Origin of the sequence: Streptomyces enissocaesilis, from assembly GCF_039533765.1 — a bacterium.
In the GTDB taxonomy this organism is placed as follows: domain Bacteria; phylum Actinomycetota; class Actinomycetes; order Streptomycetales; family Streptomycetaceae; genus Streptomyces; species Streptomyces enissocaesilis.
In genome coordinates, this window is the sequence record NZ_BAAAUD010000018.1 from 142,381 (window position 1) to 165,393 (window position 23,013).

21 protein-coding genes, 1 tRNA gene and 1 pseudogene are annotated in these 23,013 nt (G+C 71.7%); 12 read left to right on the forward strand and 11 right to left on the reverse strand.

The window, feature by feature from the left end; all coding sequences use genetic code 11:
- The first annotated feature begins 332 nt into the window (after positions 1-332).
- Together ABD374_RS09155 and ABD374_RS09160 are read left to right on the forward strand one after the other, a co-directional pair.
- Entirely contained in the window at positions 333-1,421 is a 1,089-nt protein-coding gene (locus tag ABD374_RS09155) for an S-(hydroxymethyl)mycothiol dehydrogenase (RefSeq protein ID WP_344493297.1), read from the forward strand.
- Complete coding sequence (locus tag ABD374_RS09160) at positions 1,418-2,056, forward strand: MBL fold metallo-hydrolase (protein ID WP_344493299.1); 639 nt, start codon at positions 1,418-1,420, stop codon at positions 2,054-2,056. Before ABD374_RS09155 ends, ABD374_RS09160 begins: the two co-directional genes overlap by 4 nt.
- Positions 2,057-2,095: 39 nt before the next feature.
- On the opposite strand, the gene ABD374_RS09165 is transcribed toward ABD374_RS09160, so the two are convergent.
- Positions 2,096-2,183: transfer RNA gene (locus tag ABD374_RS09165), tRNA-Leu, on the reverse strand.
- Positions 2,184-2,319: 136 nt separating this feature from the next.
- On the opposite strand from ABD374_RS09165, the gene ABD374_RS09170 reads away from it, so the two are divergent.
- The 3 genes from ABD374_RS09170 (at position 2,320) to ABD374_RS09180 (ending at position 5,062) form a co-directional block, all read left to right on the forward strand.
- On the forward strand, positions 2,320-3,645 hold the full coding sequence (locus ABD374_RS09170) for a M20/M25/M40 family metallo-hydrolase (protein ID WP_344493301.1): 1,326 nt from the start codon (positions 2,320-2,322) through the stop codon (positions 3,643-3,645).
- 145 nt (positions 3,646-3,790) lie between these two features.
- Positions 3,791-4,024, forward strand: a complete 234-nt coding sequence (gene chpH / locus ABD374_RS09175; protein WP_344493302.1) for a chaplin ChpH — start codon at positions 3,791-3,793, stop codon at positions 4,022-4,024.
- A gap of 144 nt (positions 4,025-4,168) precedes the next feature.
- Complete coding sequence (locus ABD374_RS09180) at positions 4,169-5,062, forward strand: chaplin (protein WP_344493304.1); 894 nt, start codon at positions 4,169-4,171, stop codon at positions 5,060-5,062.
- A 70-nt stretch (positions 5,063-5,132) separates the two neighbouring features.
- Here ABD374_RS09180 and ABD374_RS09185 read toward each other — a convergent pair whose 3' ends face one another.
- The gene (locus ABD374_RS09185; RefSeq protein WP_093801618.1) at positions 5,133-5,321 is read right to left on the reverse strand and encodes a DUF5703 family protein; all 189 of its coding nucleotides are present in this window, start codon (positions 5,319-5,321) and stop codon (positions 5,133-5,135) included.
- A 169-nt stretch (positions 5,322-5,490) separates the two neighbouring features.
- The gene (locus tag ABD374_RS09190; RefSeq protein ID WP_344493305.1) at positions 5,491-6,006 is read right to left on the reverse strand and encodes a hypothetical protein; all 516 of its coding nucleotides are present in this window, start codon (positions 6,004-6,006) and stop codon (positions 5,491-5,493) included.
- A 283-nt stretch (positions 6,007-6,289) separates the two neighbouring features.
- On the opposite strand from ABD374_RS09190, the gene ABD374_RS09195 reads away from it, so the two are divergent.
- Positions 6,290-6,979: a hypothetical protein gene (locus ABD374_RS09195; protein ID WP_344493306.1), complete on the forward strand. Its 690-nt coding sequence runs from the start codon at positions 6,290-6,292 to the stop codon at positions 6,977-6,979.
- 21 nt (positions 6,980-7,000) lie between these two features.
- On the opposite strand, the gene ABD374_RS09200 is transcribed toward ABD374_RS09195, so the two are convergent.
- Both ABD374_RS09200 and ABD374_RS09205 read right to left on the reverse strand, forming a co-directional pair.
- A complete protein-coding gene (locus ABD374_RS09200; RefSeq protein ID WP_344493308.1) occupies positions 7,001-9,310 on the reverse strand; it encodes a helix-hairpin-helix domain-containing protein in 2,310 nt (769 codons plus the stop codon).
- On the reverse strand, positions 9,307-10,290 hold the full coding sequence (locus ABD374_RS09205; RefSeq protein ID WP_344493309.1) for an aldo/keto reductase: 984 nt from the start codon (positions 10,288-10,290) through the stop codon (positions 9,307-9,309). The genes ABD374_RS09200 and ABD374_RS09205 overlap by 4 nt, the downstream gene beginning before the upstream one ends.
- 149 nt (positions 10,291-10,439) lie before the next feature.
- Here ABD374_RS09205 and ABD374_RS09210 point away from each other — a divergent pair, with 149 nt between their 5' ends.
- Both ABD374_RS09210 and ABD374_RS09215 read left to right on the forward strand, forming a co-directional pair.
- The gene (locus ABD374_RS09210) at positions 10,440-11,489 is read left to right on the forward strand and encodes an LLM class F420-dependent oxidoreductase (RefSeq protein WP_344493310.1); all 1,050 of its coding nucleotides are present in this window, start codon (positions 10,440-10,442) and stop codon (positions 11,487-11,489) included.
- A 287-nt stretch (positions 11,490-11,776) separates the two neighbouring features.
- Positions 11,777-12,115, forward strand: a pseudogene (locus tag ABD374_RS09215) (ferritin-like domain-containing protein); the annotation flags it as partial.
- A gap of 53 nt (positions 12,116-12,168) precedes the next feature.
- Here the strand turns inward: ABD374_RS09215 and corA are convergent.
- Positions 12,169-13,161, reverse strand: a complete 993-nt coding sequence (corA, locus tag ABD374_RS09220; RefSeq protein WP_344493312.1) for a magnesium/cobalt transporter CorA — start codon at positions 13,159-13,161, stop codon at positions 12,169-12,171.
- A gap of 59 nt (positions 13,162-13,220) precedes the next feature.
- On the opposite strand from corA, the gene ABD374_RS09225 reads away from it, so the two are divergent.
- The 4 genes from ABD374_RS09225 (at position 13,221) to mshC (ending at position 16,710) form a co-directional block, all read left to right on the forward strand.
- Positions 13,221-13,907, forward strand: coding sequence for a histidine phosphatase family protein (locus ABD374_RS09225; RefSeq protein ID WP_344493314.1), 687 nt, complete (start codon positions 13,221-13,223; stop codon positions 13,905-13,907).
- A 67-nt stretch (positions 13,908-13,974) separates the two neighbouring features.
- Positions 13,975-14,565: a DUF3090 domain-containing protein gene (locus ABD374_RS09230; protein WP_093801625.1), complete on the forward strand. Its 591-nt coding sequence runs from the start codon at positions 13,975-13,977 to the stop codon at positions 14,563-14,565.
- Positions 14,529-15,368 carry an SCO1664 family protein gene (locus ABD374_RS09235; protein WP_344493317.1) on the forward strand — a complete coding sequence of 280 codons (840 nt, stop codon included), beginning with the start codon at positions 14,529-14,531 and terminating at the stop codon, positions 15,366-15,368. The genes ABD374_RS09230 and ABD374_RS09235 overlap by 37 nt, the downstream gene beginning before the upstream one ends.
- Before the next feature lie 112 nt (positions 15,369-15,480).
- The gene (gene mshC, locus ABD374_RS09240; protein WP_344493319.1) at positions 15,481-16,710 is read left to right on the forward strand and encodes a cysteine--1-D-myo-inosityl 2-amino-2-deoxy-alpha-D-glucopyranoside ligase; all 1,230 of its coding nucleotides are present in this window, start codon (positions 15,481-15,483) and stop codon (positions 16,708-16,710) included.
- A gap of 120 nt (positions 16,711-16,830) precedes the next feature.
- Here the strand turns inward: mshC and ABD374_RS09245 are convergent, their stop codons facing one another.
- From ABD374_RS09245 to ABD374_RS09265, 5 genes are all read right to left on the reverse strand, one after another.
- A complete protein-coding gene (locus ABD374_RS09245; protein WP_344493321.1) occupies positions 16,831-17,856 on the reverse strand; it encodes a PAC2 family protein in 1,026 nt (341 codons plus the stop codon).
- A 190-nt stretch (positions 17,857-18,046) separates the two neighbouring features.
- On the reverse strand, positions 18,047-18,718 hold the full coding sequence (locus ABD374_RS09250) for a FadR/GntR family transcriptional regulator (RefSeq protein ID WP_344493323.1): 672 nt from the start codon (positions 18,716-18,718) through the stop codon (positions 18,047-18,049).
- 126 nt (positions 18,719-18,844) lie between these two features.
- A complete protein-coding gene (locus ABD374_RS09255; protein ID WP_344493325.1) occupies positions 18,845-20,455 on the reverse strand; it encodes a glycerol-3-phosphate dehydrogenase/oxidase in 1,611 nt (536 codons plus the stop codon).
- A gap of 16 nt (positions 20,456-20,471) precedes the next feature.
- The gene (glpK, locus tag ABD374_RS09260) at positions 20,472-21,998 is read right to left on the reverse strand and encodes a glycerol kinase GlpK (protein WP_344493327.1); all 1,527 of its coding nucleotides are present in this window, start codon (positions 21,996-21,998) and stop codon (positions 20,472-20,474) included.
- A gap of 54 nt (positions 21,999-22,052) precedes the next feature.
- Positions 22,053-22,844, reverse strand: coding sequence for an MIP/aquaporin family protein (locus tag ABD374_RS09265; protein WP_344493329.1), 792 nt, complete (start codon positions 22,842-22,844; stop codon positions 22,053-22,055).
- Positions 22,845-23,013 lie beyond the last annotated feature (169 nt).

Genomic DNA, 23,013 nt, shown 5'->3' on the forward strand with positions numbered 1-23,013 from the left:
CCGGGCCTCCGCCGCCAGCACCATCTCCGGCGCGGCCGGACACCCGCTGCGCCCCAGTCGCCGAGACGGGCACGGCGGCCCTCCTCGCCCCGTACCCGGACGGCTGCGGCTGCCCCACGGCCAACCGCGGCACCAGCTTCACCGCCCTGGCCGACCTGATGGTGCCGGACCGCGACCCGTACGCGGCGCCGCCCGGAGAGACCGCCGAGACCCGCGTCGCCGGCACCTGCCTGGGCGGACAGCGGGTCTGCGACGCCGGTCCGTGGAGCGAGTACGGTGCGGATGCGGTGCCCGTACTCCACTACTCCACGCCCGAGGAAGGAAGTTCACGTATGACACAGCAGGTCCAGGGGGTAATCGCCCCGGGGAAGAACGAGCCGGTGCGGGTGGAGACGATCCTGGTCCCCGACCCCGGCCCCGGCGAGGCCGTCGTGAGGATCCAGGCGTGCGGGGTCTGCCACACCGACCTGCACTACAAGCAGGGCGGCATCAACGACGACTTCCCCTTCCTCCTCGGCCACGAGGCGGCGGGCATCGTCGAGACGGTCGGCGAAGACGTCACCGACGTCGCCCCCGGCGACTTCGTCATCCTCAACTGGCGTGCGGTGTGCGGCCAGTGCCGGGCCTGTCTGCGCGGCCGCCCCCAGTACTGCTTCGACACCCGCAACGCCCGGCAGAAGATGACCCTGCTCGACGGAACCGAGCTGTCCCCTGCGCTCGGCATCGGCGCGTTCGCCGAGAAGACCCTGGTCGCGGCCGGCCAGTGCACCAAGGTCGACCCTGCCGTCCCGCCCGCCGTCGCCGGGCTGCTGGGCTGCGGTGTCATGGCGGGCATCGGCGCCGCCGTCAACACCGGCCAGGTCACCCGCGGCGACTCGGTCGCCGTCATCGGCTGCGGCGGCGTCGGCGACGCGGCGATCGTGGGCGCCCGGCTCGCGGGCGCATCGAAGATCATCGCGGTCGACGTCGACGACCGCAAACTGGCGACCGCCCGCACCATGGGCGCCACCCACACCGTCAACTCCCGCTCCACCGACCCCGTCGAGGCCGTCCGCGAGCTCACCGGCGGATTCGGCGCCGACGTGGTCATCGAGGCGGTGGGCCGCCCCGAGACGTACCAGCAGGCGTTCTACGCCCGCGACCTGGCCGGCACCGTGGTCCTCGTCGGCGTCCCCACCCCCGACATGCGGCTCGACCTCCCCCTGATCGACGTCTTCGGCCGCGGCGGAGCCCTCAAGTCCTCCTGGTACGGCGACTGCCTGCCCTCCCGCGACTTCCCCATGCTGATCGACCTGCACCAGCAGGGCCGCATCGACCTCGCCGCCTTCGTCACCGAGACGATCGGCCTCGGCGACGTCGAGAAGGCCTTCACCCGCATGCACCAGGGCGACGTACTGCGCTCGGTGGTGGAATTCGTATGACATCCGCATCCGCACGCATCGACCACCTGACCACCTCCGGCACCTTCTCCCTCGACGGAGGCACCTGGGAGGTCGACAACAACGTCTGGATCGTCGGCGACGACACGGAGGCGATCGTCATCGACGCCGCCCACGACGCCGACGCCATCCTGACCGCCCTCGACGGCCGCACCCTGCGCGCCGTCGTCTGCACCCACGCCCACAACGACCACATCGGCGCGGCACCGGCCCTCGCCGCCGCCACGGGCGCACCGATCCTGCTCCACCCCGACGACCTGCCCCTGTGGAAGCACACCCACCCCGGCCGCGCCCCCGACGGCGAACTCACCGACGGCCAGACCCTCACCGTCGCAGGCACCGCACTGACCGTCCTGCACACCCCGGGACACGCCCCCGGCGCGGTCTGCCTGTACGCCCCGGAGCTGGCCACCGTCTTCACCGGCGACACCCTCTTCGCCGGCGGCCCCGGCGCCACCGGCCGGTCCTTCTCCCACTTCCCCACGATCGTCGACTCGATCCGCGACCGCCTGCTCACCCTGCCCCCGGACACGGCGGTCCGCACCGGCCACGGCGACGGCACCACCATCGGCACGGAGGCCCCCCACCTCCAGGAGTGGATCACCAGAGGGCACTGAAAGACAGAAGAACCCCCAGTTCCACTGGGGGTTCTTCGCTGGTGTCCGAGGGGGGACTTGAACCCCCACGCCCGATAAAGGGCACTAGCACCTCAAGCTAGCGCGTCTGCCATTCCGCCACCCGGACAAGGTGTCTGTCTCACGGCCCCGGGCCGTTCCGACGTGGAAAACCATAGCAAACATTCAGACCCCCTGATCACACCCCCGGACCGGCAGCGGGAGGATGAGGGCGGCCACCAGCAACGCCAGTGGGAGGAAGCAGCGTGAGCGAGTCGAAGACGGACCGGACGGTTCCGGGCGAGGACGAGGTCGTCGATCTCTGCCGTGACCTGATCAGGATCGACACCAGCAACTACGGGGACCACTCGGGACCGGGAGAGCGCGCCGCGGCGGAGTACGTCGCCGAGAAGCTCGCCGAGGTGGGGCTCGAACCGCAGATCTTCGAGTCCCACCCGGGACGGGCCTCCACCGTGGCCAGGATCGAGGGCGAGGACCCGTCCAGGCCCGCACTGCTCATCCACGGGCACACCGACGTCGTACCGGCCAACGCCCAGGACTGGACGCACCACCCCTTCGCGGGCGAGATCGCGGACGGCTGCGTGTGGGGCCGGGGCGCGGTCGACATGAAGGACATGGACGCGATGACCCTCGCGGTCGTACGCGACAGGATGCGCAGCGGGCGCAAGCCCCCGCGCGACATCGTGCTGGCCTTCCTCGCCGACGAGGAGGCGGGCGGCACGTACGGGGCCCGGCATCTCGTCGACAAGCACCCGGGCCTCTTCGACGGCGTCACGGAGGCCGTCGGCGAGGTCGGCGGCTTCTCCTTCACCGTCAACGAGAACCTGCGGCTGTATCTCGTCGAGACGGCGCAGAAGGGCATGCACTGGATGCGGCTCACCGTGGACGGCACGGCCGGCCACGGTTCGATGACCAACAGCGACAACGCGATCACCGAGCTGTGCGAGGCCGTCGGGCGGCTCGGGCGGCACAAGTGGCCGGTGCGGATGACCAAGACCGTACGGTCCTTCCTGGACGAGCTCTCGGACGCGCTCGGCACCCCACTCGACCCCGAGGACATGGACGCGACGCTCGCCAAGCTCGGCGGCATCGCGAAGATGATCGGCGCCACGCTGCGCAACTCCGCCGCCCCGACCATGCTCGGCGCCGGCTACAAGGTGAACGTGATCCCCGGGCAGGCGACCGCGCACGTCGACGGGCGCTTCCTGCCCGGGTACGAGGACGAGTTCCTCGCCGACCTCGACCGGATCCTCGGCCCGCGCGTGCGGCGCGAGGACGTGCACGGCGACAAGGCCCTGGAGACCAGTTTCGACGGGGACCTCGTCGACGCGATGCAGGTGGCGCTCAGGGCCGAGGACCCCATCGCGCGCGCCGTCCCGTACATGCTCTCCGGCGGCACCGACGCCAAGTCCTTCGACGACCTGGGGATCCGCTGCTTCGGCTTCGCGCCGCTGAAGCTGCCGCCCGAGCTGGACTTCGCCGGAATGTTCCACGGTGTCGACGAGCGGGTCCCGGTGGACGGGCTGAAGTTCGGCGTGCGCGTCCTGGACCGTTTCCTGGACAACTGCTGAAACGAAAATCCAAATAATCGGCCGAGTGTGCTATTCAACCGAAAAGAGTGAATGCGACCATACGCTAGTAGCCCAATTGCTTCCTCTTCGTTACGAGGGGTGTGGTTCGCGGCTGAACCGCATTTGCCAACAAGGAGGAAAAGTAATGATCAAGAAGGTCGTCGCTGCTGCGGCTGCTACTGGTGGTCTGGTTCTCGCCGGCGCGGGTATGGCTGTTGCCGACTCGGGTGCCCAGGGCGCTGCTGTCGGTTCCCCCGGCGTGCTTTCGGGCAACGTCGTGCAGGCCCCGATCCACGTGCCGGTGAACGCGTGCGGCAACACGGTCTCCGTGATCGGGCTGCTGAACCCCGCCTTCGGCAACACCTGCATCAACAAGTGACGTTGGGCATGAACCCGTAAGGGTCTGAAGTCCCGGGCGGCCCCGGAGTGCGCGCCATGCACTCCGGGGCCGCTGGGTATGCGGCCTGCGGTCGGCAACGTCCCGTGGGCACTCGGTGAAGATAAAAGTCAGGGGAACGTACGAATGCGTCAGGTAGCGAGAAACAGCCTGATCACCATGGCGGCCGCGAGCGGTCTGCTGGCTGTGGGCGGCGGAAACGCGCACGCCGGCTCGGGGGCCGGAGGGTCCGCTTCGGATTCCCCGGGCGTACTGTCCGGGAATTCCGTGCAGGCTCCCGTGCACGCCCCGGTCAATGTGTGCGGAAACACCGTGAATGTGGTCGGAGTGCTCAATCCCGCCGTCGGCAACCGCTGTGCCAATGGCGCGAAGGGATCCAAGGGCTCGAAGCCCGGCAAGAACCACGGCGGGGGCGGAGCGGCGGCCGAGGGGCACGCGAGCAATTCACCCGGTGTCGGCTCGGGAAACCACGTCCAGGCACCGGTCGACGCACCCGTGAACGTCTGCGGAAACAGCGTCACCGTCGGCAGCCTCGCCAACCCCGCCGTGAACAACGGCTGCGGCAACGACTCCACCGGGACTCCGCCGGGGCCGGGCCCCGAGGAGCCGCCGGGCGAGCCGGGCAACCCCGGGGAGCCGGGCAATCCTGGTGAGCCTGGTGAGCCGGGCAATCCCGGGGAGCCGGGCAATCCTGGTGAGCCGGGCAATCCCGGGGAGCCGGGCAATCCTGGTGAGCCGGGCAATCCTGGTGAGCCGAGCAACCCCGGAGAGCCGGGCAACCCGGGCTCGCCGGAAGACCCCGAGAAGCCGGACGTGCCCGCGGAGCCGGGAGAGCCCGGGGAGCCCGGCAAGCCGGGCACTCCGAACGGCCCGGGCACCCAGACCGTCACCCAGCCCAAGGGCACCGAAGCGCTCGCGCAGACCGGCGCCGGCGCTCCGCTCGGCCTGGTCGTCCCGGCCGGGGCGGGGCTGCTGCTGGCAGGTGCGGTGCTGTACCGCAGGACGCGTTCCGCGGCGTAACGCGGGAAAAGCACCGGCAGGACCGGCACGAAACGGAGCGGGCCCCGCGATCGCGGGGCCCGCTCCGTCTTCACCAGGTGGCGCGAAGCTGGCGGATGATCCGCCTGCGCAGCCGCACGCGGCGGCTGCCGTCCCGGTGCAGACTCAGTCGGTCCAACTCCCAGTGTCCGTACTCGGCGTGGTCGGTCAGCAGACGGGTCGCGTCCTTGCGGGAGACCCCGCGAGGTACGTACACGTCGACAAATTCGTATTCCGGCATCGCATCTATTGTGCGGGCAGCGGCCTGGAGCAGCAACGGCCCTGATCGGGCAGAAATCCTGGTCACGGGCCGAGTGCCGTTCGCGGGCCCGATCCGGCAGGGGCGGGCAGTACGGATGACGTACACACCGCTATCGATCTTGCATCGCTTCAGGTGCGTTCAGAGCCGCTCACGGCAGGTCGAATCCGAGTCGGTGCACGGCCTCGGCGTACTCGGGCAGACAGTCCTCGACGAATGCGGTTTCCAGCAGGGCGGCACGCAGCGGGGCCGGAACCTCGGTGTGGGTCAGCAGGGGAGCGATGCGGAGATACGTGCGGGCAGGCGCGTCGAGGGTTTCGAGCGGGACGGCTTCGACTGCCGCCCTCGACGCAACCGGGTCGGCATGCACGAACAGGCCCGGATCCGTGAGGAGTCGCGGCAGCAGGCCGGCCTCGAGGGTGTGGCCGGCGATGTGATCGCGTACGTACGGGTCGGCGTTGCCCCAGTCCTGTTCCGGCACCGCTTCGAGCAGCGCCATCGCGATCCGTGACTGGGCGGCGCCGACGCTTTGCAGACGGGCGCGGATGTCGTCCCCGATGGCAGGGTGCAGGAGACGCGGCAGTAGGGGGTCGCCGTTCTCACCGGTCCCCGGTGCCAGTACGAACGGCCCGGCGAGCTGCACGGCGCCCGCGATGTCCTCGCTCATGTCGTGTCCCGCGACAGCGCCGGCGAGCGGCGCCCACAGCTCGGGCCTGCCATCGAGGGCGTACGCGGCGCCTTCGCATCTGCCGCGGCTCAGAGGAGGAGCCGTTGTACGGCCGTACATGTTCCGTACATATGACAGCAGGAAGCTGTGTGGAGGCCGAGGAAGATGAGGAGAAGCGTTTTACCTGATCAGAAGGGTAAGTCCGCCTTTTCCGCAGGTCACCTCAGCGTCGGATGCGTATCTACTGTGCGGGCGGAGCCCCAGTACGGATAGCGTCTGCACTATGTCTGATGCTGCGCATCCCACCGCTGCCGAGGTACGCGCCGCCGCCGAGGCGGTCAAAGTCGCGCTCGACCGTCACCTCGACGCGGTCGAACGCCGCACCGGGGACGACGATCCGGCCGTCTACGACGCGTTCAACGAGCTCGCCGCGGCCGCCGAGGCGTACGACGAGCGGCTCTACGACCGGTACGACGAGGTCACACCCTTCGAGATCCCGGGGTCGGACGACTCCATGCCGCCGTACACCGGGCCCGAGGAGCCCAATGCGGTGACCGTCCTCATCCGTCGCGACTACGCGGTGGTGGAGACGCAACGGCTGCTCGTCCAGGCGCAGCGGATCGCCGATCTCGACCCGGACGTCGACGGCCCGGTGATCGATGACGACGCCGATCTCGCCGCCGAAGAGCGGAGCGGTACGGCGGCGATCGTCGGCGGCAGCGTCCATGCCGCTCTGGGCGTGCTCTTCGGCGAGTACGAACCGGATGAAATCGCCTCCCGCCACAAGGAGTTCGGGCTGGAGGAGGGCGACTCCACCCTCTGGGTCGCCGCAGCGGAAGACCTGCCCGAGCCGGGGGAGTGGCTGAACGCCCCCTTCGAGCAGGCCGATCCGCAGCGGGTCGTGTGCCGCTTCGACGTCAGTTCCGTCTTCGACGACGAGCTGGACGAGGCCGACGGTCACGACCAGCGCTGACCGTCGGCCTCCGCCGCCTCCCTAGGGGGCGGGCTGCTCGCCCCGCTGCTCGTCCGGTTGTGCGGCGGGGGGCTGGAGCAAGGTGCGCAGACGCGTGGTGCGGGGCCGGTCCGGGATCTCGGCCACCGCGCGGGGCAGTGCCTGGTCGACGCCGTGGACCACGGACAGGTGCCGCTCCCCGCGGCTGAACGCGGTGTAGATCCACGGGCGGTTCAGCGCCGGGGCGGCGTCACCGGGCAGGACGACCACGACCGCGGGCCACCGCATCCCGGCCGTCTGGTGCGCGGTGAGCGCCCAGGCGTGCCGCACCTCGGTCTCCACCCGGTCCTTCGGTACGACGACGGGCGTGCCCTCGCAGTCGAGGTGCAGGCCGACGGCGTCCGCCGAGACGACCGTGCCGGGCAGCGTCCTGCCGGGCGCCGGGACATGGGCGACCCGGTCTCCCGGGTCGAAGCCGCCGAACCGGCCCGGGCCGGGGTTGAGCCGCTGCTTGAGCGCCGCGTTGAGCGCGCGGGTGCCCGCGGAACCGCCGTGCCCGGGGGTGATCACCTGGGTCTGCGCGGTGGACACCCCGAAGGCGCGCGGCACCGAGTCGGCGACCAGCTGGACGGTCCGGTGCACGGCCTCCCCGGCGTCACGGACCGGAACGATCACCACTTCCCTGCCGGGCGCCCCGACCTGGTTGAGCTCGCCGATCCCGACACCGGAGACCAGCTCGCCGATCGGCCCGGGGTCGGGCGTACGCGAGACGATGTGCGGGCACGCGCGGGAGGCCAGCAGGTCCGCGAAGACCCGGCCCGCGCCCGCGGACGGCAGCACGTTCGGATCGCCGCTGAGGACGAACCGGGTGCCGTCCGCCAGCGACTCCACGAGGACCGCGGCGCGCTCCACGTCCAGCTGCGGGGCGTCCAGTACGACCAGCAGATCGAGGGCGAACGCGCCGTCCTCGTCCCGGCCGGGGCCCTCGACCCCGGCGAGCAGGCCGGAGACGGTGACCGAGGCCGACGCGTCGTCGAGCGCGGCGGCGAGACGCCGGCGGCCGTCGGCGCTGTGCGACGCGGCGTACGCCCGCAGACCGAGGCCGCGCGCCGCGGCGACCAGCGCGGCCGGTTCGGCGCGGGCGGCCTCACCACCGCTGTGGGCGACCAGGCCGTTCGCGGCGACGGCGCGGATCAGTTCGGCGGCGGAGGGCGGGACGCCGCCGACGTCCCAGCCGGCCGTTTCCGCCGCCCCGTTGTCGAACGTACTGGCCAGCCGGGCGAGGCCCTCGGACAGGCTTTCCTCGGCGAGGGCGTACCGGTCGAGCCCCAACAGGACTTCCACCGGCGACTCGCCCTCGGCGGGCTCGCCGGCCGCGTCGCCTTGTGCGCCGTCCTGGAAGGCCAGCACCACACCCTCGGCGACCGCGTTCTGAACGGCCTCGTCCGGGTCGGGCACCTTGTGTTCGGTCAGCGCCTTGCGGACGGCGCCCGACTCCAGGGCGGTGTGGCCCCGGACCGCCGCCCACTCCAGGAGCCATCCGACGAGCGCCGCCGTCCGGCGCCCGTCGCCGGGGCCGCACTCGGCGCCGAGCAGGGCGCGCGCGAATCCGTCGGCCTGTTCGGGCCGCACCCCGGGCACGGACAGCAGCTGCCACGGGTCCTCGCGCAGCACCTGCCCGGCCTGCTCCCCGAGTACGCCCGCGACCGGCCCGGCCAGTGCCTCGGGGGCACCGCCCTCGGCCAGTACGGCCCGTACGGACGCCACGGTCTCCGGTGCGGCGGGGGCGGGCTCGGCAGCCCGTACCGGCGCGGCCGCGACAGGGCCGGGCTCGGGCGCGGCGCGGCGCGGCGTGGGCGCCGGGGAGGCGAAGAACGCCTCCCCGGACTTCGCGCCGCTCTCCACGGCCCGTACCGCCGCGAGCAGCTCGGCGGCCTGCCCGCTCAGCTTGGCACCGGCCTCGACGGGCGCGGTCTTCTCGGCCTTGCGCCGCTCGATCTTCTCCCGCAACGCCCGCTGGGCGGCAAGCTCCGCCTCGGTCTCCGACAACTGCGGCACACCGCCGGTCCCAGCAGCGGCCTCGCCATCGCTCGACGGCCCTTCGGCGCCCACCGGGCTTTCACCGGCACCGGCACCGGCACCGCCCGCCGGTTCTCCGGCGCCGGCTCCCGCGTCCTCGCCGGTGGGCGCAGGGCCCCCGACGGTTTCCGTCGCCTCGTCCGTCGCGCCGTCCACCGCGGCTCCCGGCGCCGGGACCGCGGAATCGGCGGTCGGGTCGGCGCCGTCCGCCGCGGTGGCGTCGCGGTCTTCGGCCGTGGGTCCGGGGGTTGCCCCCCGGGGAAGCGCAGTCACAGCGTGCTCCAGTCCTGGTCGGGGTAGCGGTGCACGGGCGCCGACACGTCGTCGAGCGCCCGGCAGATCTCATCCGGAAGACTAAGCGTCTCCACTGACAATGCCTCCGTGAGCTGCTGCGCGTTGCGCGCGCCCACGATCGGGGCCACCACGCCCGGCCGGTCCCGGACCCAGGCGAGGGCCACCTGGAGCGTGGTCGCGGCCAGCCCGTCCGCGGCCGTCGCGACCGCGTCCACGATCCGGCTCGCCGCGTCGCCGAGGTACGGCGCGACGAACCCCGACAGCTGCTCCGACCCACCGCGCGAGTCGGGCGGTACAGCGTGCCGGTACTTGCCGGTGAGCACGCCCCGGCCGAGCGGCGACGACGGCAGCAGCCCGACCCCCAGATCGAGCGCGGCCGGCAGTACCTCCCGCTCCACGCCCCGCTGGAGCAGCGAGTACTCCATCTGCGTGCTGGCGAGCCGGGTGCGCGCACCGGGCGCGGCGAGCTGCCAGGTGGCGGCCTTCGCCAGCTGCCAGCCGGAGAAGTTGGAGACCCCCGCGTACCGCGCCCGGCCGCTGCCGACCGCGATGTCGAGCGTCTGGAGCGTCTCGTCGAGCGGCGTCGCCGGGTCGAAGGCGTGCACCTGCCACACGTCGACGTAGTCCGTGCCGAGCCGCGCCAGCGACGCGTCGAGCGCCGCCAGCAGATGGCCGCGTGAGCCGTCGAAACGCCGGTCGGGGTCGGGCACGCTGCCCGCCTTGGTCGCGATGACCAGGTCCCGCCGCGGAACGAGCCGTTCCATGAGGTGTCCGAGCAGGTGTTCCGCGTCCCCGTCGCCGTACACGTCCGCCGTGTCGACGAGCGTGCCGCCCGCGCGCCAGAATGCCTTCAACAGATCGGCGGCGTCGTGCTCGTCGGTGCCCCGCCCCCAGGTGAGAGTGCCGAGCCCGATCCTCGATACGCGCAGGCCCGTGCGGCCGAGATGCCTCTGCTCCATGGGCGCGAGATTACTGGCCGGGGGCCGTCCGGCAGGTGACCTGTGGACAACCGGCACCCGAGTGCCCGCCCTCCACGCCCCTGACGGATCGGGGCCCCGCGCGCTAGAGTCCCCGCACAGGTACGTTACTGATCAGTAAGGGGAGTGGCATGCGGCTCGGCATCAATCTCGGTTACTGGGGCGCGGGGATGGACGGCGACAATCTGGCCGTCGCCCAGGAAGCGGACCGGCTCGGCTACGACGTCTGCTGGGCCGCCGAGGCCTACGGTTCGGACGCCGCCACCGTGCTCTCCTGGGTCGCGGCCCGGACCGAGCGCATCGACGTCGGCTCCGCGATCTTCCAGATCCCGGCCCGTGCGCCCGCCATGACGGCGATGACCGCCGCCACCCTCGACTCCCTCTCCGGCGGCCGCTTCCGCCTCGGACTCGGCGTCTCGGGTCCGCAGGTGTCCGAGGGCTGGTACGGCGTGAAGTTCGACAAGCCGCTGGCCCGCACCCGTGAGTACGTCGAGATCGTCCGCAGGGCCATGACCCGCGAGCGCCTGTCGTACGAGGGGCGGCACTGGACGCTGCCGCTGCCCGGCGGCCCCGGCAAACCGCTGAAGCTCACCGTCCACCCGCAGCGCGAGCACATTCCGCTCTACATCGCCGCGATCGGCCCCAAGAACCTGGAGCAGACCGGCGAGATCGCCGACGGCGCCCTGCTGATCTTCCCCTCCGCCGAGCACATCGAGGACACGGCGATCCAGTACCTGCGCGCGGGCCGGGAGAAGGCCGGCAAGACCATGGAGGACTTCGACGTCTGCCCCACGCTGCCGCTCGCGGTCGGCGACGACGTGAACGCGCTGGCCGACCTGTTCCGTCCGTACACCGCGCTGTACGTGGGCGGCATGGGCAGCCGCGAGCAGAATTTCTACAACCGGCTCGCGCAGCGCATGGGCTACGAGAAGGAAGCCGTCGAGATCCAGGACAAGTACCTGTCCGGCGACAAGGCGGGCGCCGCCGCCGCGATCCCGCACCGGCTGATCGACCAGACCACCCTGCTGGGCTCCGTGGAGCGGATCGCCGACCGGATGGCGGCGTACGCGGCCGCCGGAGTGACGACGCTGACGCTGGCCCCCGCGGGGTTCACGCTCGACGAGCGGATCACGGCCCTGCGCGCCGGCACCGAGGCTCTGGAGCGCGCGGGTCTCGCGTAACCGGCGGAGCGGGGAACCGGGGCGGGGAACCGGAAGGAAAGTCTGCGGCCGTGGTGGGGGCTCGGGGGTCTTCCCCGCCACGGCCGTCATGCACAACAACGCCGTACGGGCCGGTGGGGTTACGCGTCCGCGCCACCCGGGGGGTTCCTTTCTCCGGCCGTGTTGACGGGCGCAGCTGTCGCCTGCCGTTCCGTGGCGGAATTGACTTGCTCTTTGCGGATGCCCGCACGGAGGTGTCGGTCGGTGCTCTCGCCCCGGACCCCTTTCCAGGAAATCCTCGACAGCCCGGCCTCGCCCACGACAAGTTGCGCCGCGACGAGCCGCTGACCGAGGAGAACCACCTCACCCACTGCCACGAGGAGTTGCTCCGGCCGGCCCGCGCCGGACACGGCCGTACGCTCCGGCGGGTCCTGCGCGAGTGCGCCGTGGCGGAGAGCCGCGTCCACCGGGACGTCGGCCCCGCCGTCATGGCCCGCTCGGAGCGCCTCCTGAAGCGGCCCGGGCCCCGGTCCGCCGCCCGCACGGCGGGAATCCACGCCATGGACGCGTACGAGCGCCCCGGCGGCCGGCGGCGCGTGGCCGGCCTGACGACACCGCAACGGCGCGACGCGCCGGGAGACCCGGCGGGAGGTCCGGCGGCCTCCGCCGGAAATCGCCCGACCGGCACGGCGGCCGTCCGTCAGAGCCAGCCCCGGCGCTTGAACAGGCGGTACAGGCCGACCTCGCACACCACCATCAACAGGATCACCGCGGGGTAGCCCCACACCCACTCCAGCTCGGGCATGTGATCGAAGTTCATGCCGTAGACGCCCGCGACCATCGTGGGGACGGCCGCCATCGCGGCCCACGCCGAGATCTTCCGCATGTCGTCGTTCTGCCGCACGCTCATCTGCGCGAGATGCGCGGACAGGATGTCGGACAGCAGCCGGTCGAGCGCCTCCACCTGCTCGTTCGCACGGGTGAGGTGGTCGCTGACGTCCCGGAAGAACGGCTGCGCGTGCTCGTCGACGAACGGCAGGCCAGGACTCGACAGCCGCAGCATGGGCTGGGCGAGCGGCACGGTCGCGCGGCGGAATTCGAGCACCTGCCGCTTGAACGTGTAGATCCGCGAAGCGGTGTTCTTGGACTCTCCGCCGTTCGGTGCGAAGACCTCCGCCTCCAGCTCCTCCAGGTCGGTCTGGAGCTCCGCGCCGACCTCTATGTAGGCGTCGACGACGGCGTCGCTCACGGCGTACAGGACGGCGGTGGGGCCGTGCCGCAGGACGCCGGGATCGGCTTCGAGGCGGTGGCGCACGGCGGCCAGCGGCGCCCCCTCGCCGTGCCGCACCGTCACCACGAACGAGTCGCCCACGAAGACCATCAGCTCGCCCGTCGTCACGGTGTCGCTCTCCGGTTCGTAGATCACCGGCTTCAGCACCGCGAAGAGCGAGTCGTCGTACACCTCCAGCTTGGGCCGCTGATGGGCCGACAGGGCGTCCTCGACGGCCAGCGGGTGCAGGCCGAACTCGCTGCTCACAAGGTCGAATTCCTTCTCGGTGGGCTCGTGCAGCCCGATCCACAGGAAGGCGTCGCCGCCGGCCCGCGCCTCGGCGAGCGCGTCGGAGAAGTCGGAAGGGCCCTGGGTGCGGCAGCCTTCCCGGTAGATGGCACAGTCGACGATCACGGCGCGCATTCTCCCCCGGTACGGCCCCGGGCGCACCCCGGAGCCCTTCTCCGCCTAGGCTGGCCGTCATGGCCACGCTGATCCTCGTACGCCACGGACGCTCCACCGCCAACACCGCCGGGCTGCTCGCCGGCTGGACGCCAGGTGTCACGCTCGACGAGCGCGGCGCCTCCCAGGCGGCCGCTCTTCCCGGCCGGCTGGCCGAGCTGCCGCTGGCCGCCGCCGTCAGCAGCCCCCTGGAGCGCTGCCGGCAGACCCTCCAGCCGCTGCTCGACGCGCGGCCCGGCCTCCCGCTGCACACCGACGAGCGGATCGGCGAGTGCCACTACGGCGACTGGTCGGGCCGCAAACTCGCCGAGCTCTCCGACGAGCCCCTGATGGCCGCCGTGCAGCAGCACCCCTCCTCGGTCACGTTCCCCGGCGGGGAGTCGATGCGCGCCATGCAGGCGCGCGCGGTCGACGCGGTACGGGAATGGAACGCGCGCATCGAGGCCGAGCACGGCGAGGACGCCGTCTACCTGATGTGCTCGCACGGCGACATCATCAAGTCCGTCGTCGCGGACGCACTGGGCCTTCACCTTGACCTCTTCCAGCGGATTCACGTGGATCCGTGTTCCCTGACGGCCATCCGGTACACCGGGCTCCGCCCCTTTCTCGTACGCCTCGGCGACACCGGGGACCTCGCCCCGCTGGCGCCGCGGGAGAGCGGCACCGACGGAGACGCGGCCGTAGGGGGCGGCGCGGGCGCACCGTGATCGCTCCGCGCAGTAGGGTGGACGCGCCCCAGACCGCGCATACAGACGATTTCAAGGGAGACAGAACGTGTCCCGTCAGGTGTTCCTCTACGACCCGCCGGACCGCTTTGTGGCCGGTACGGTCGGGCTGCCTGGACGCCGTACGTTCTTCCTGCAGGCATCCGCGGCCGGCCGTGTCACCAGCGTCGCCCTGGAGAAGGCCCAGGTGGCCGCGCTCGCCGAGCGGATCGACGAGCTGCTCGACGAAGTGGTACGCCGCACCGGGGGCAGCGCCCCCGTGCCGGCCGTGGCCCCCGCCGAAGTCACCGACAGCGCGCCGCTGGACGCCCCCGTGGAGGAGGAGTTCCGCGTCGGCACCATGGCGCTGGCCTGGGACGGCCAGGAACAGCGCATGATCATCGAGGCGCAGGCCCTCGTCGAGCTGGACGTGGAGACCGACGAGGATCTCGCGGAAGCCGAGGAGCGTCTGCTCCAGGACGAGGAGAACGGCCCGCCGATGCTGCGGGTCCGGCTCAGCGGCGCGCAGGCCAGGGCCTTCGCCAAGCGCGCCCTCGACGTTGTCAACGCGGGCCGGCCGCCGTGCCCGCTGTGCAGCCTGCCGCTCGACCCGGAGGGACACGTATGCCCGCGCCAGAACGGATACCGCCGCGGAGCGTGACCGCCGCGGACGACCTCCTCACCGTGCTGGTGAAGGGGCAGCTCACGGTGCGCGGACGCGTCCGTGAGGCGTCCAACGCGGTGCTCCACTGCGGCATCGAGTACGAGGGCGTGACGGCGTCCTGCGTGTACAAGCCGGTCGCCGGCGAGCGGCCGCTGTGGGACTTCCCCGACGGCACGCTCGCCCAGCGCGAGGTCGCGGCGTACGAGATCTCGCAGGCGACCGGGTGGGGCCTGGTGCCGCCGACCGTGCTGCGTGACGGTCCGTACGGCGAGGGCATGTGCCAGCTGTGGATCGAGACGGACCCGGAAGGGGCCGACGGCGGCCTGCTGGCCCTGGTCGAGGACGACGAGCCCGCCGAGGGCTGGAAGGCGATCGCCTTCGCCGAGGTGGGGGAGGGGCGCACGGCGCTTCTCGTCCATGCCGACGACCCGCGCCTGCGCCGCCTCGCGGTCCTCGACGCGGTCATCAACAATGCCGACCGCAAGGGCGGTCACCTGCTGCCGGCCGCGGGCGGGAAGCTGTACGGCATCGACCACGGCGTCACGTTCCACGCGCAGGACAAGCTCCGCACCCTGCTGTGGGGCTGGGCGGGGGAGCCGCTGACGGCGGAGGCCGTCGAGGTGCTGGCCCGGCTGTCGGAGGAACTGGCGCCGGGAGGCCCGCTCGCCACCCGTATGGCCGAACTGATCACCCCGGCGGAGGTGGAGGCGCTGCGGGACCGGGTGACGGCGCTGCGTACGACCGCCCGCCATCCGGAGCCGAGCGGGGAGTGGCCGGCCATCCCGTGGCCACCGGTCTAGTCCCGGCCCAGACCCGGTGCGGTCGGTCGGCGCGCCTGCGCAAGAGTGGCTTACCGGACACGTTTCCGTATCCGGTTCGTATCCGGAAGCTGCGTCCGGTTACGCTCAAGGCATGCATGCCTGGCCCGCTTCTGAGGTCCCCGCCCTGCCTGGCAAGGGCCGCGACCTCCAGATCCACGACACCGCGACCAGTGGGTTGATCACCCTCGACCCCGGTCCCGTCGCCCGTATCTATGTCTGCGGCATCACGCCGTACGACGCGACCCACATCGGTCACGCGGCGACCTACAACGCGTTCGACCTCGTACAGCGCGTGTGGCTCGACACCAAGCGGCAGGTTCACTACGTCCAGAACGTCACGGACGTGGACGATCCGCTGCTGGAGCGGGCGATCCGCGACGGGCAGGACTGGACCGAACTGGCGGAGCGTGAAACCGCCCTGTTCCGCGAGGACATGACCGCCCTGCGGATGCTTCCGCCGCAGCACTACATCGGCGCCGTCGAGTCGATACCCGGCATCGTGCCGCTCGTCGAGCGGCTGCGGGACGCGGGCGCGGCGTACGAGCTCGAAGGGGACGTGTACTTCTCCGTCGAGGCCGACCCGCACTTCGGCCAGGTCTCCGGGCTCGACGCCGAGGCGATGCGGCTGCTGTCCGCCGAGCGCGGCGGCGACCCCGAGCGGCCCGGCAAGAAGAACCCGCTCGACCCGATGCTCTGGATGGCCGCCCGCGACGGCGAGCCGAGCTGGGAGGGCGCCTCGCTGGGCCGCGGCAGGCCCGGCTGGCACATCGAGTGCGTGGCGATCGCCCTGGACCACCTGGGGATGGGCTTCGACGTGCAGGGCGGGGGATCGGACCTCGCCTTCCCGCACCACGAGATGGGGGCGTCCCACGCCCAGGCGCTGACCGGCGAGCACCCGTTCGCCAAGGCGTACGTACACGCCGGAATGGTCGCCCTGGACGGCGAGAAGATGTCGAAGTCCAAGGGGAACCTGGTCTTCGTGTCGAAGCTGCGCCGCGACGGCGTGGACCCGGCCGCGATCCGCCTCGCCCTGCTCGCCCACCACTACCGGGCGGACTGGGAGTGGACGGACCAGGTGCTCGAAGACGCCCTGGAGCGGCTCGGGCGCTGGCGCGCGGCCGTCTCCCGTCCCGACGGGCCGTCCGCCGACGCCGTGGTCGAGGAGATCCGCGAGGCGCTCTCCCAGGACCTCGACGCCCCCGCCGCACTCGCCGCCGTGGACCGCTGGGCCGCACGCCAGGCGTCCGACGGCGGTACGGACGAGGGCGCCCCCGGTGTGGTGTCGCGTGCCGTCGACGCCTTGCTGGGCGTGGCTCTGTAGTCGCTTTTCGCCCTGCCGCCCCTGGTCCCCCCACGGAGAGGACCAGGGGCGGTCGCGTTCGTCGCGCCCTGCCGCTTCACGCGGACGTCACCACGGCCCGCGGCGGCGGCAGTTGCTCCGCTACTCCTCCGAGGCGTCTTCCGCCGTGCCGTCCGTGCCGTCCGTGCCTTCCGCGGCGCCGGGCTCCGCGCGCGGCGGCCTGGGAGGCCGCGTACGGCCGCCGGAGTTCTCCCGCAGGTACGTGCCGCTGCCCTCGCCGCCGTCCGTGGCGTGCCCGGGGCCGGTGCCGGGCCCCGCGCCGGGTCCGCCGTCGCGCCGCCGCAGGTAGCGCTCGAATTCGCGGGCGATGGCCTCGCCCGACGCCTCGGGAAGCTCCGCGGTGTCCCGCGCCTCCTCCAGCGACTGCACGTACTCCGCGACCTCGCTGTCCTCCGCGGCCAGTTGGTCCACGCCGACCTGCCAGGCCCGCGCGTCCTCGGGCAGTTCGCCCAGCGGGATCCGCAGGTCGAGAAGGTCTTCGAGGCGGTTGAGGAGCGCCAGCGTGGCCTTCGGGTTGGGCGGCTGCGAGACGTAGTGCGGCACGGCGGCCCACAGGCTCACCGCCGGTACGCCCGCGTGCGTACACGCCTCCTGGAGGATTCCGACGATGCCCGTGGGGCCTTCGTACCTGGTCTCCTCCAGGTCCATGGTCCGCGCCAGGTCCGCGTCCGACGTCACGCCGCTGACCGGCACCGGCCGCGTGTGCGGGGTGTCGCCGAGCAGCGCGCCCAGGATCACGATCATCTCGACGCCCAGCTCGTGCGCGAAACCGAGGATCTCGTTGCAGTACGAACGCCAGCGCATGGAGGGCTCGATGCCGCGCACCAACACCAGGTCACGGGGCTTGTCGCCGCCGATCCGCACCACCGAGAGCCGGGTGGTGGGCCACGTGATCCTGCGGACCCCGCCGTCCAGGAACACCGTGGGCCGGTTGACCTGGAAGTCGTAGTAGTCCTCGGCGTCGAGCGCCGCGAAGACCTCGCCCTTCCACTCCCGGTCCAGGTGCGCGACCGCGGTGGAGGCGGCGTCGCCGGCGTCGTTCCAGCCCTCGAACGCGGCCACCATGACCGGGTCGATCAGCTCGGGAACCCCCTCGAGCTCGATCACCCAGTGCCTCCTTCCGAAGTTCTCTTGTCCACGCATCAACCTTACGGCGTCCAGCAGGTCCGGCCGCAGCCCCCGTACACGACCGGGCGGACCCGGTGGCGGCTGCCGCGCACGCGGAAAGCGTGCCCTGCGCCCGCCGAATCATTCGAGTCCGGCCGGCCGGAGGAGCTCCGACGTGCGGGATGACGTACTAGAGAGTGGAGCGCAGCCACTGCTCGACGCTCGCGATGTGCGCCGTCGCCCACGCCCTGGCCGCCTCCGCGTCCTGGTCGCGCAGCGCCGCGAGGATCGCGCGGTGCTCGTGCAGCGTCCGGCTGACCGCGTCCTCCTGGGTCAGCCCGCGCCAGATCCGGGCCCGGGTCGTCGGCCCGGAGAGCCCGTCGAGCAGCGAGCACAGCACCGAGTTGCCGGAGCCCTGCACGATGCGGCGGTGGAATTCGAGGTCGCTCGCGACCAGCTCCTCGACCGAGGGGGCCGGCCCCAGACAGTCCAACTGGCTGCTCAGCGCGTCCAGTTCCGCCTCGGTGATCCGGGAACAGGCCATTGCGGTGGCGGCGGGCTCCAGAATGCGGCGTACGGCGAGGAACTCCAGCACGGTGTCGTCCCGGTGGAAGTCCACGACGAAGCTCATCGCTTCGAGCAGCAGGTGCGGAGCGAGGCTCGTGACGTACGTGCCGTCGCCCTGCCGTACGTCGAGGATCCGGATCAGCGACAGCGCCCGCACCGCCTCGCGCAGCGAATTGCGCGACAGGCCCAGCCCGGCGGCGAGCTCGCTCTCCTTGGGGAGGCGGTCACCGGGGCCCAGGGCCCCCGAGACGATCATTTCCTTGATCTTTTCGATCGCCTCGTCGGTGACGGCCACGGCGGGTCTCCCGGTCGCTCGGACATCCGGTGTATGAGCCCATTATGTGGGTGACGAGTGGCGTGGGTGAGGGGCGGCCGTCCCGACGGCCGCCCCTCACCCACGCCACTGCGGAAGGGCGCGCGGTCAGGCCTTCTTGCCCAGCACGTCCTCGACCTTGGCGCGGACCTCGTCCGTGGCCAGGCCCCGGATCGTCAGCGTCGTACGGCGACGCAGCACGTCGTCCGCCGTCTCGGCCCACTCGTGGTCACGGGCGTACACCACCTGCGCCCAGATCTCCGGCGCGTCCGGGTGGATGCGCTCGGCCAGCGCCGCGTCCTCGTTGGCCAGGCGCGCGATGTCGAAGGACAGCGAGCCGTAGTGCGTGGCCAGGTGACGGGCGGTGTCGGCGGACATCCGGGGGCCCGGCGTACCGCCGTCGACGAGCAGCCGGTGGGCCACCGCGTTCGGGTTGGAGATGCCCGGCAGCGGCAGCTTCCTGGGCAGGCGCGAGATCGGCTCCATGTCCTCGCCCAGCGGGTGGCCGGGGAGGGCCGCGAGCTTGTTCATGACGGTGCGGCCGATGTGACGGAACGTCGTCCACTTGCCGCCCGCGACCGACAGCATGCCGCCGCGGCCCTCGGTGACGACCGTCTCGCGCTTCGCCTTCGAGGTGTCGCCGGGACCGCCCGGCAGCACCCGCAGGCCCGCGAAGGAGTACGTGATCAGGTCGCGGGACAGCTGCTGGTCGCGGATCGAGAAGGCGGCCTCGTCCAGGATCTGGGCGATGTCCTTCTCGTTGACGGCTACGTCCGCCGGGTCGCCCTCGTACTCCTCGTCGGTCGTGCCGAGCAGGAGCTGGTCCTCCCACGGCAGCGCGAAGGTGATGCGGTACTTGTCGATCGGCGTGGCCAGCGCGGCCCGCCAGGGGGCGGTGCGCCTGAGGACCAGGTGCGCGCCCTTGGAGAGCCGGATGGAGGGGGCCGCGTCCGGGTTCTCCAGCTTGCGCAGGTGGTCGACCCACGGGCCGGTGGCGTTGAGCACCAGACGGGCGTCGACGCCGAACTCCGAACCGTCCAGCCGGTCCTTGAGCTCCGCGCCCGTGACCCGGCCGCGGGTGAAGCGCAGGCCGGTGACCTCGGCGTGGTTGAGGACGGTCGCGCCCGACTGGGCGGCGGCGCGGACCGTCATCAGGGCCATGCGCGAGTCGTTCATCTGGTCGTCGCCGTACACGGCGACGGCCTTGAGGTTGTCCGTACGCAGCTCCGGGACGTCACGCGCCGCCCTCGACGGGCTGATGACGTGGCCGACCCCGTCCCCGAAGGCGGACAGCGCCGAGTAGGCGAAGACGCCCGCGCCGAGCTTGGCCGCGCCGTGCGGGCCGCCCTTGTAGACGGGGAGGTAGAAGGTCAGCGGATTGGCCAGGTGCGGCGCCACGTCGCGCGAGACGGCCCGGCGCTCGAAGTGGTTCTCCGCGACCAGCCTGACCGCGCCCGTCTGGAGGTAGCGCAGTCCGCCGTGGAGCAGCTTGGAGGAGGCGGAGGAGGTGGCGCCGGCGAAGTCGCCGGCGTCCACCAGGGCCACCCGCAGCCCGGACTGCGCGGCGTGCCAGGCGGTGGAGATGCCCAGGATGCCGCCACCGATCACCAGGAGGTCGTACGCCGCCTTGGAAAGCTGGTCCCGGGTCTCGGCGCGGCTCGCTGTGGAACCGTCGGCCGGGTGCGTCCCGAGGGCCGGAACGCTCTGCAGGATGGTCATGGTGGGTAACTCCTCGTCAGCTCTCGTCGTCGAGCCAGCCCATGGACCGCTCCACGGCCTTGAGCCAGTTCTTGTACTCGCGGTCCCGCGTGGCCGCGTCCATGCGGGGGGTCCACTCGGCGGCCCGGCGCCAGTTGGCGCGCAGTTCGTCGGTGCCGGTCCAGAAGCCGACGGCCAGGCCGGCGGCGTAGGCGGCGCCGAGGCAGGTGGTCTCGGCGACCATCGGGCGCACGACCGGTGCGTCCAGGAAGTCCGAGAGCGTCTGCATCAGCAGGTTGTTGGAGGTCATGCCGCCGTCGACCTTGAGGGCCGTCAGCTCGACCCCGGAGTCCTTGGTCATGGCGTCGCTGATCTCGCGGGTCTGCCAGGCGGTGGCCTCCAGGACGGCACGGGCGATGTGCGCCTTGGTGACGTACCGGGTGAGGCCGGCGATCACACCGCGGGCGTCGGGACGCCAGTACGGGGCGAAGAGGCCGGAGAAGGCGGGCACGAAGTACGCGCCGCCGTTGTCCTCGACCGAGGAGGCCAGCGTCTCGATCTCGGCGGCCGACTTGATCAGGCCCATCTGGTCGCGCATCCACTGGACGAGCGCGCCGGTGACGGCGATCGAGCCTTCGAGGGCGTAGACGGGCTTCTGGTCGCCGATCTGGTAACCGACGGTCGTCAGCAGGCCGTTGTAGGAGTTGACGGGCTTGTCACCGGTGTTCATCAGCATGAAGGTGCCGGTGCCGTACGTCGACTTGGCCTCGCCCTCGGAGAAGCACGTCTGGCCGAACAGCGCCGCCTGCTGGTCACCGAGCGCGGAGGCGACGGGCACACCCGCCAGCGGCCCCGCCTTGGCGACGCCGTACACCTCGGCGGAGGAACGGATCTCCGGCAGCACGGCGGCCGGGATCTCCATCGACTGCAGGATCTTCTCGTCCCACCGCATCTCGTGCAGGTTCATGAGCAGGGTGCGCGAGGCGTTGGTGACGTCGGTGACGTGCACGCCGTCGTCGGTGCCGCCCGTCAGGTTCCAGATGACCCAGGAGTCCATGGTGCCGAAGAGGATGTCGCCGGCCTCGGCGCGCTCGCGCAGGCCCTCGACGTTGTCGAGCAGCCAGCGCACCTTGGGGCCCGCGAAGTACGACGCGAGGGGCAGGCCGGTCTGGCGGCGGAAGCGGTCCTGGCCGACGTTGCGGCCGAGCTCCTTGCAGAGCGCGTCGGTGCGGGTGTCCTGCCACACGATGGCGTTGTGGACGGGTTCGCCGGTGTTCTTGTCCCACAGCAGCGTGGTCTCGCGCTGGTTGGTGATGCCGATCGCCCTGACGTCGGCGGGCGTGATGCCCGCCTTGCGGATGGCGCCGGCGACGACCTCCTGGACGTTGGTCCAGATCTCGGCCGCGTCGTGCTCGACCCAGCCCGGCTTCGGGAAGATCTGCTCGTGCTCCTTCTGGTCGACCGAGACGATCCGGCCGTCCTTGTCGAAGACGATGCAGCGGCTGGACGTGGTGCCCTGGTCGATGGCCGCGATGAAGGGGCCGGTGGTGTGTGCGTCGGTCACGGTGTGCTCCATGAAGTCTGTACGGCTCGGTACGGGCTCTGTCCGGCAGGGGGCTCAGGCGAAGGCGATCCGGTAGATGCCGCCGGCGACGGCGCCGCCGATCAGCGGACCCACGATCGGGACCCACGCGTAGCCCCAGTCCGAACCGCCCTTGTTGGGCAGCGGAAGCAGAGCGTGCACGATCCGGGGGCCGAGGTCACGCACCGGGTTGATCGCGTAACCGGTCGGGCCGCCGAGCGAGAGGCCGATGCCGACCACGACGAGGGCGGTGACCAGCGCGCCCAGCGTGCCGAGGCCGTTGCCGTCGTCGTTGAGGCCCTGCGTGAGGATGGCCAGGACCAGCACGACGGTCGCGATGACCTCGGTCATGACGTTCTGCACGGCGTTGCGGATCTCGGGGCCCGTGGAGAAGACGCCGAGCACAGGGCCGGCCTTGGGGGCGGCCTTCTGGTCGACCATCCCCTCCTCGGCGGGCTGCGCCGCGACGATCTCGGGGTCGGTGAGGTGCGCGCGGAACTGGCCGTAGTACGTCAGCCAGACGAGCACCGCGCCGATCATGGCGCCGAACAGCTGCGAGAGGAAGTAGAGCGGTACGTCGCTCCACTGGGTCCCGCCCTCGATCGCGAGGCCGACGGTGACCGCGGGATTGAGGTGCGCGCCGGAGACGCCGCCGGCCAGGTAGGCGCCGGTCAGCACGGCGAAACCCCACCCGAAGGTGATGGCGAGCCAGCCCGCGTTCTGGGCCTTCGAGCGCTTGAGCGTGACGGCGGCGCAGACGCCGCCGCCCAGCAGGATGAGCACGGCGGTACCGATGGTCTCGCCGATGAAGATGTCGGAGCTGGACACCCGCGACTCCTTTGTCCTTCGTCCAGGGGAAAGGCGAACTCCGGGTCCCTCCGGTGGTTCGCGCCCTCATCGAGGGCCTAGCCGGTCCCTTGGCGTTGCCACACTCTAACGCGTATTGCCGGTAGGTGTTCGACAATGCCGACCGATGAACGGCAGTTTTGTCCCCGTC

Bases quoted from the DNA above. Each gene is read 5' to 3' on its own strand.
- ABD374_RS09155 (WP_344493297.1), top strand. From the start codon at position 333: ATGACACAGCAGGTCCAGGGGGTAATCGCCCCGGGGAAGAACGAGCCG.
- ABD374_RS09160 (WP_344493299.1), top strand. From the start codon at position 1,418: ATGACATCCGCATCCGCACGCATCGACCACCTGACCACCTCCGGCACC.
- chpH (WP_344493302.1), top strand. From the start codon at position 3,791: ATGATCAAGAAGGTCGTCGCTGCTGCGGCTGCTACTGGTGGTCTGGTT.
- ABD374_RS09180 (WP_344493304.1), top strand. From the start codon at position 4,169: ATGCGTCAGGTAGCGAGAAACAGCCTGATCACCATGGCGGCCGCGAGC.
- ABD374_RS09185 (WP_093801618.1), bottom strand. From the start codon at position 5,321: ATGCCGGAATACGAATTTGTCGACGTGTACGTACCTCGCGGGGTCTCC.
- ABD374_RS09190 (WP_344493305.1), bottom strand. From the start codon at position 6,006: ATGAGCGAGGACATCGCGGGCGCCGTGCAGCTCGCCGGGCCGTTCGTA.
- ABD374_RS09195 (WP_344493306.1), top strand. From the start codon at position 6,290: ATGTCTGATGCTGCGCATCCCACCGCTGCCGAGGTACGCGCCGCCGCC.
- ABD374_RS09205 (WP_344493309.1), bottom strand. From the start codon at position 10,290: ATGGAGCAGAGGCATCTCGGCCGCACGGGCCTGCGCGTATCGAGGATC.
- ABD374_RS09210 (WP_344493310.1), top strand. From the start codon at position 10,440: ATGCGGCTCGGCATCAATCTCGGTTACTGGGGCGCGGGGATGGACGGC.
- corA (WP_344493312.1), bottom strand. From the start codon at position 13,161: ATGCGCGCCGTGATCGTCGACTGTGCCATCTACCGGGAAGGCTGCCGC.
- ABD374_RS09225 (WP_344493314.1), top strand. From the start codon at position 13,221: ATGGCCACGCTGATCCTCGTACGCCACGGACGCTCCACCGCCAACACC.
- ABD374_RS09235 (WP_344493317.1), top strand. From the start codon at position 14,529: ATGCCCGCGCCAGAACGGATACCGCCGCGGAGCGTGACCGCCGCGGAC.
- mshC (WP_344493319.1), top strand. From the start codon at position 15,481: ATGCATGCCTGGCCCGCTTCTGAGGTCCCCGCCCTGCCTGGCAAGGGC.
- ABD374_RS09255 (WP_344493325.1), bottom strand. From the start codon at position 20,455: ATGACCATCCTGCAGAGCGTTCCGGCCCTCGGGACGCACCCGGCCGAC.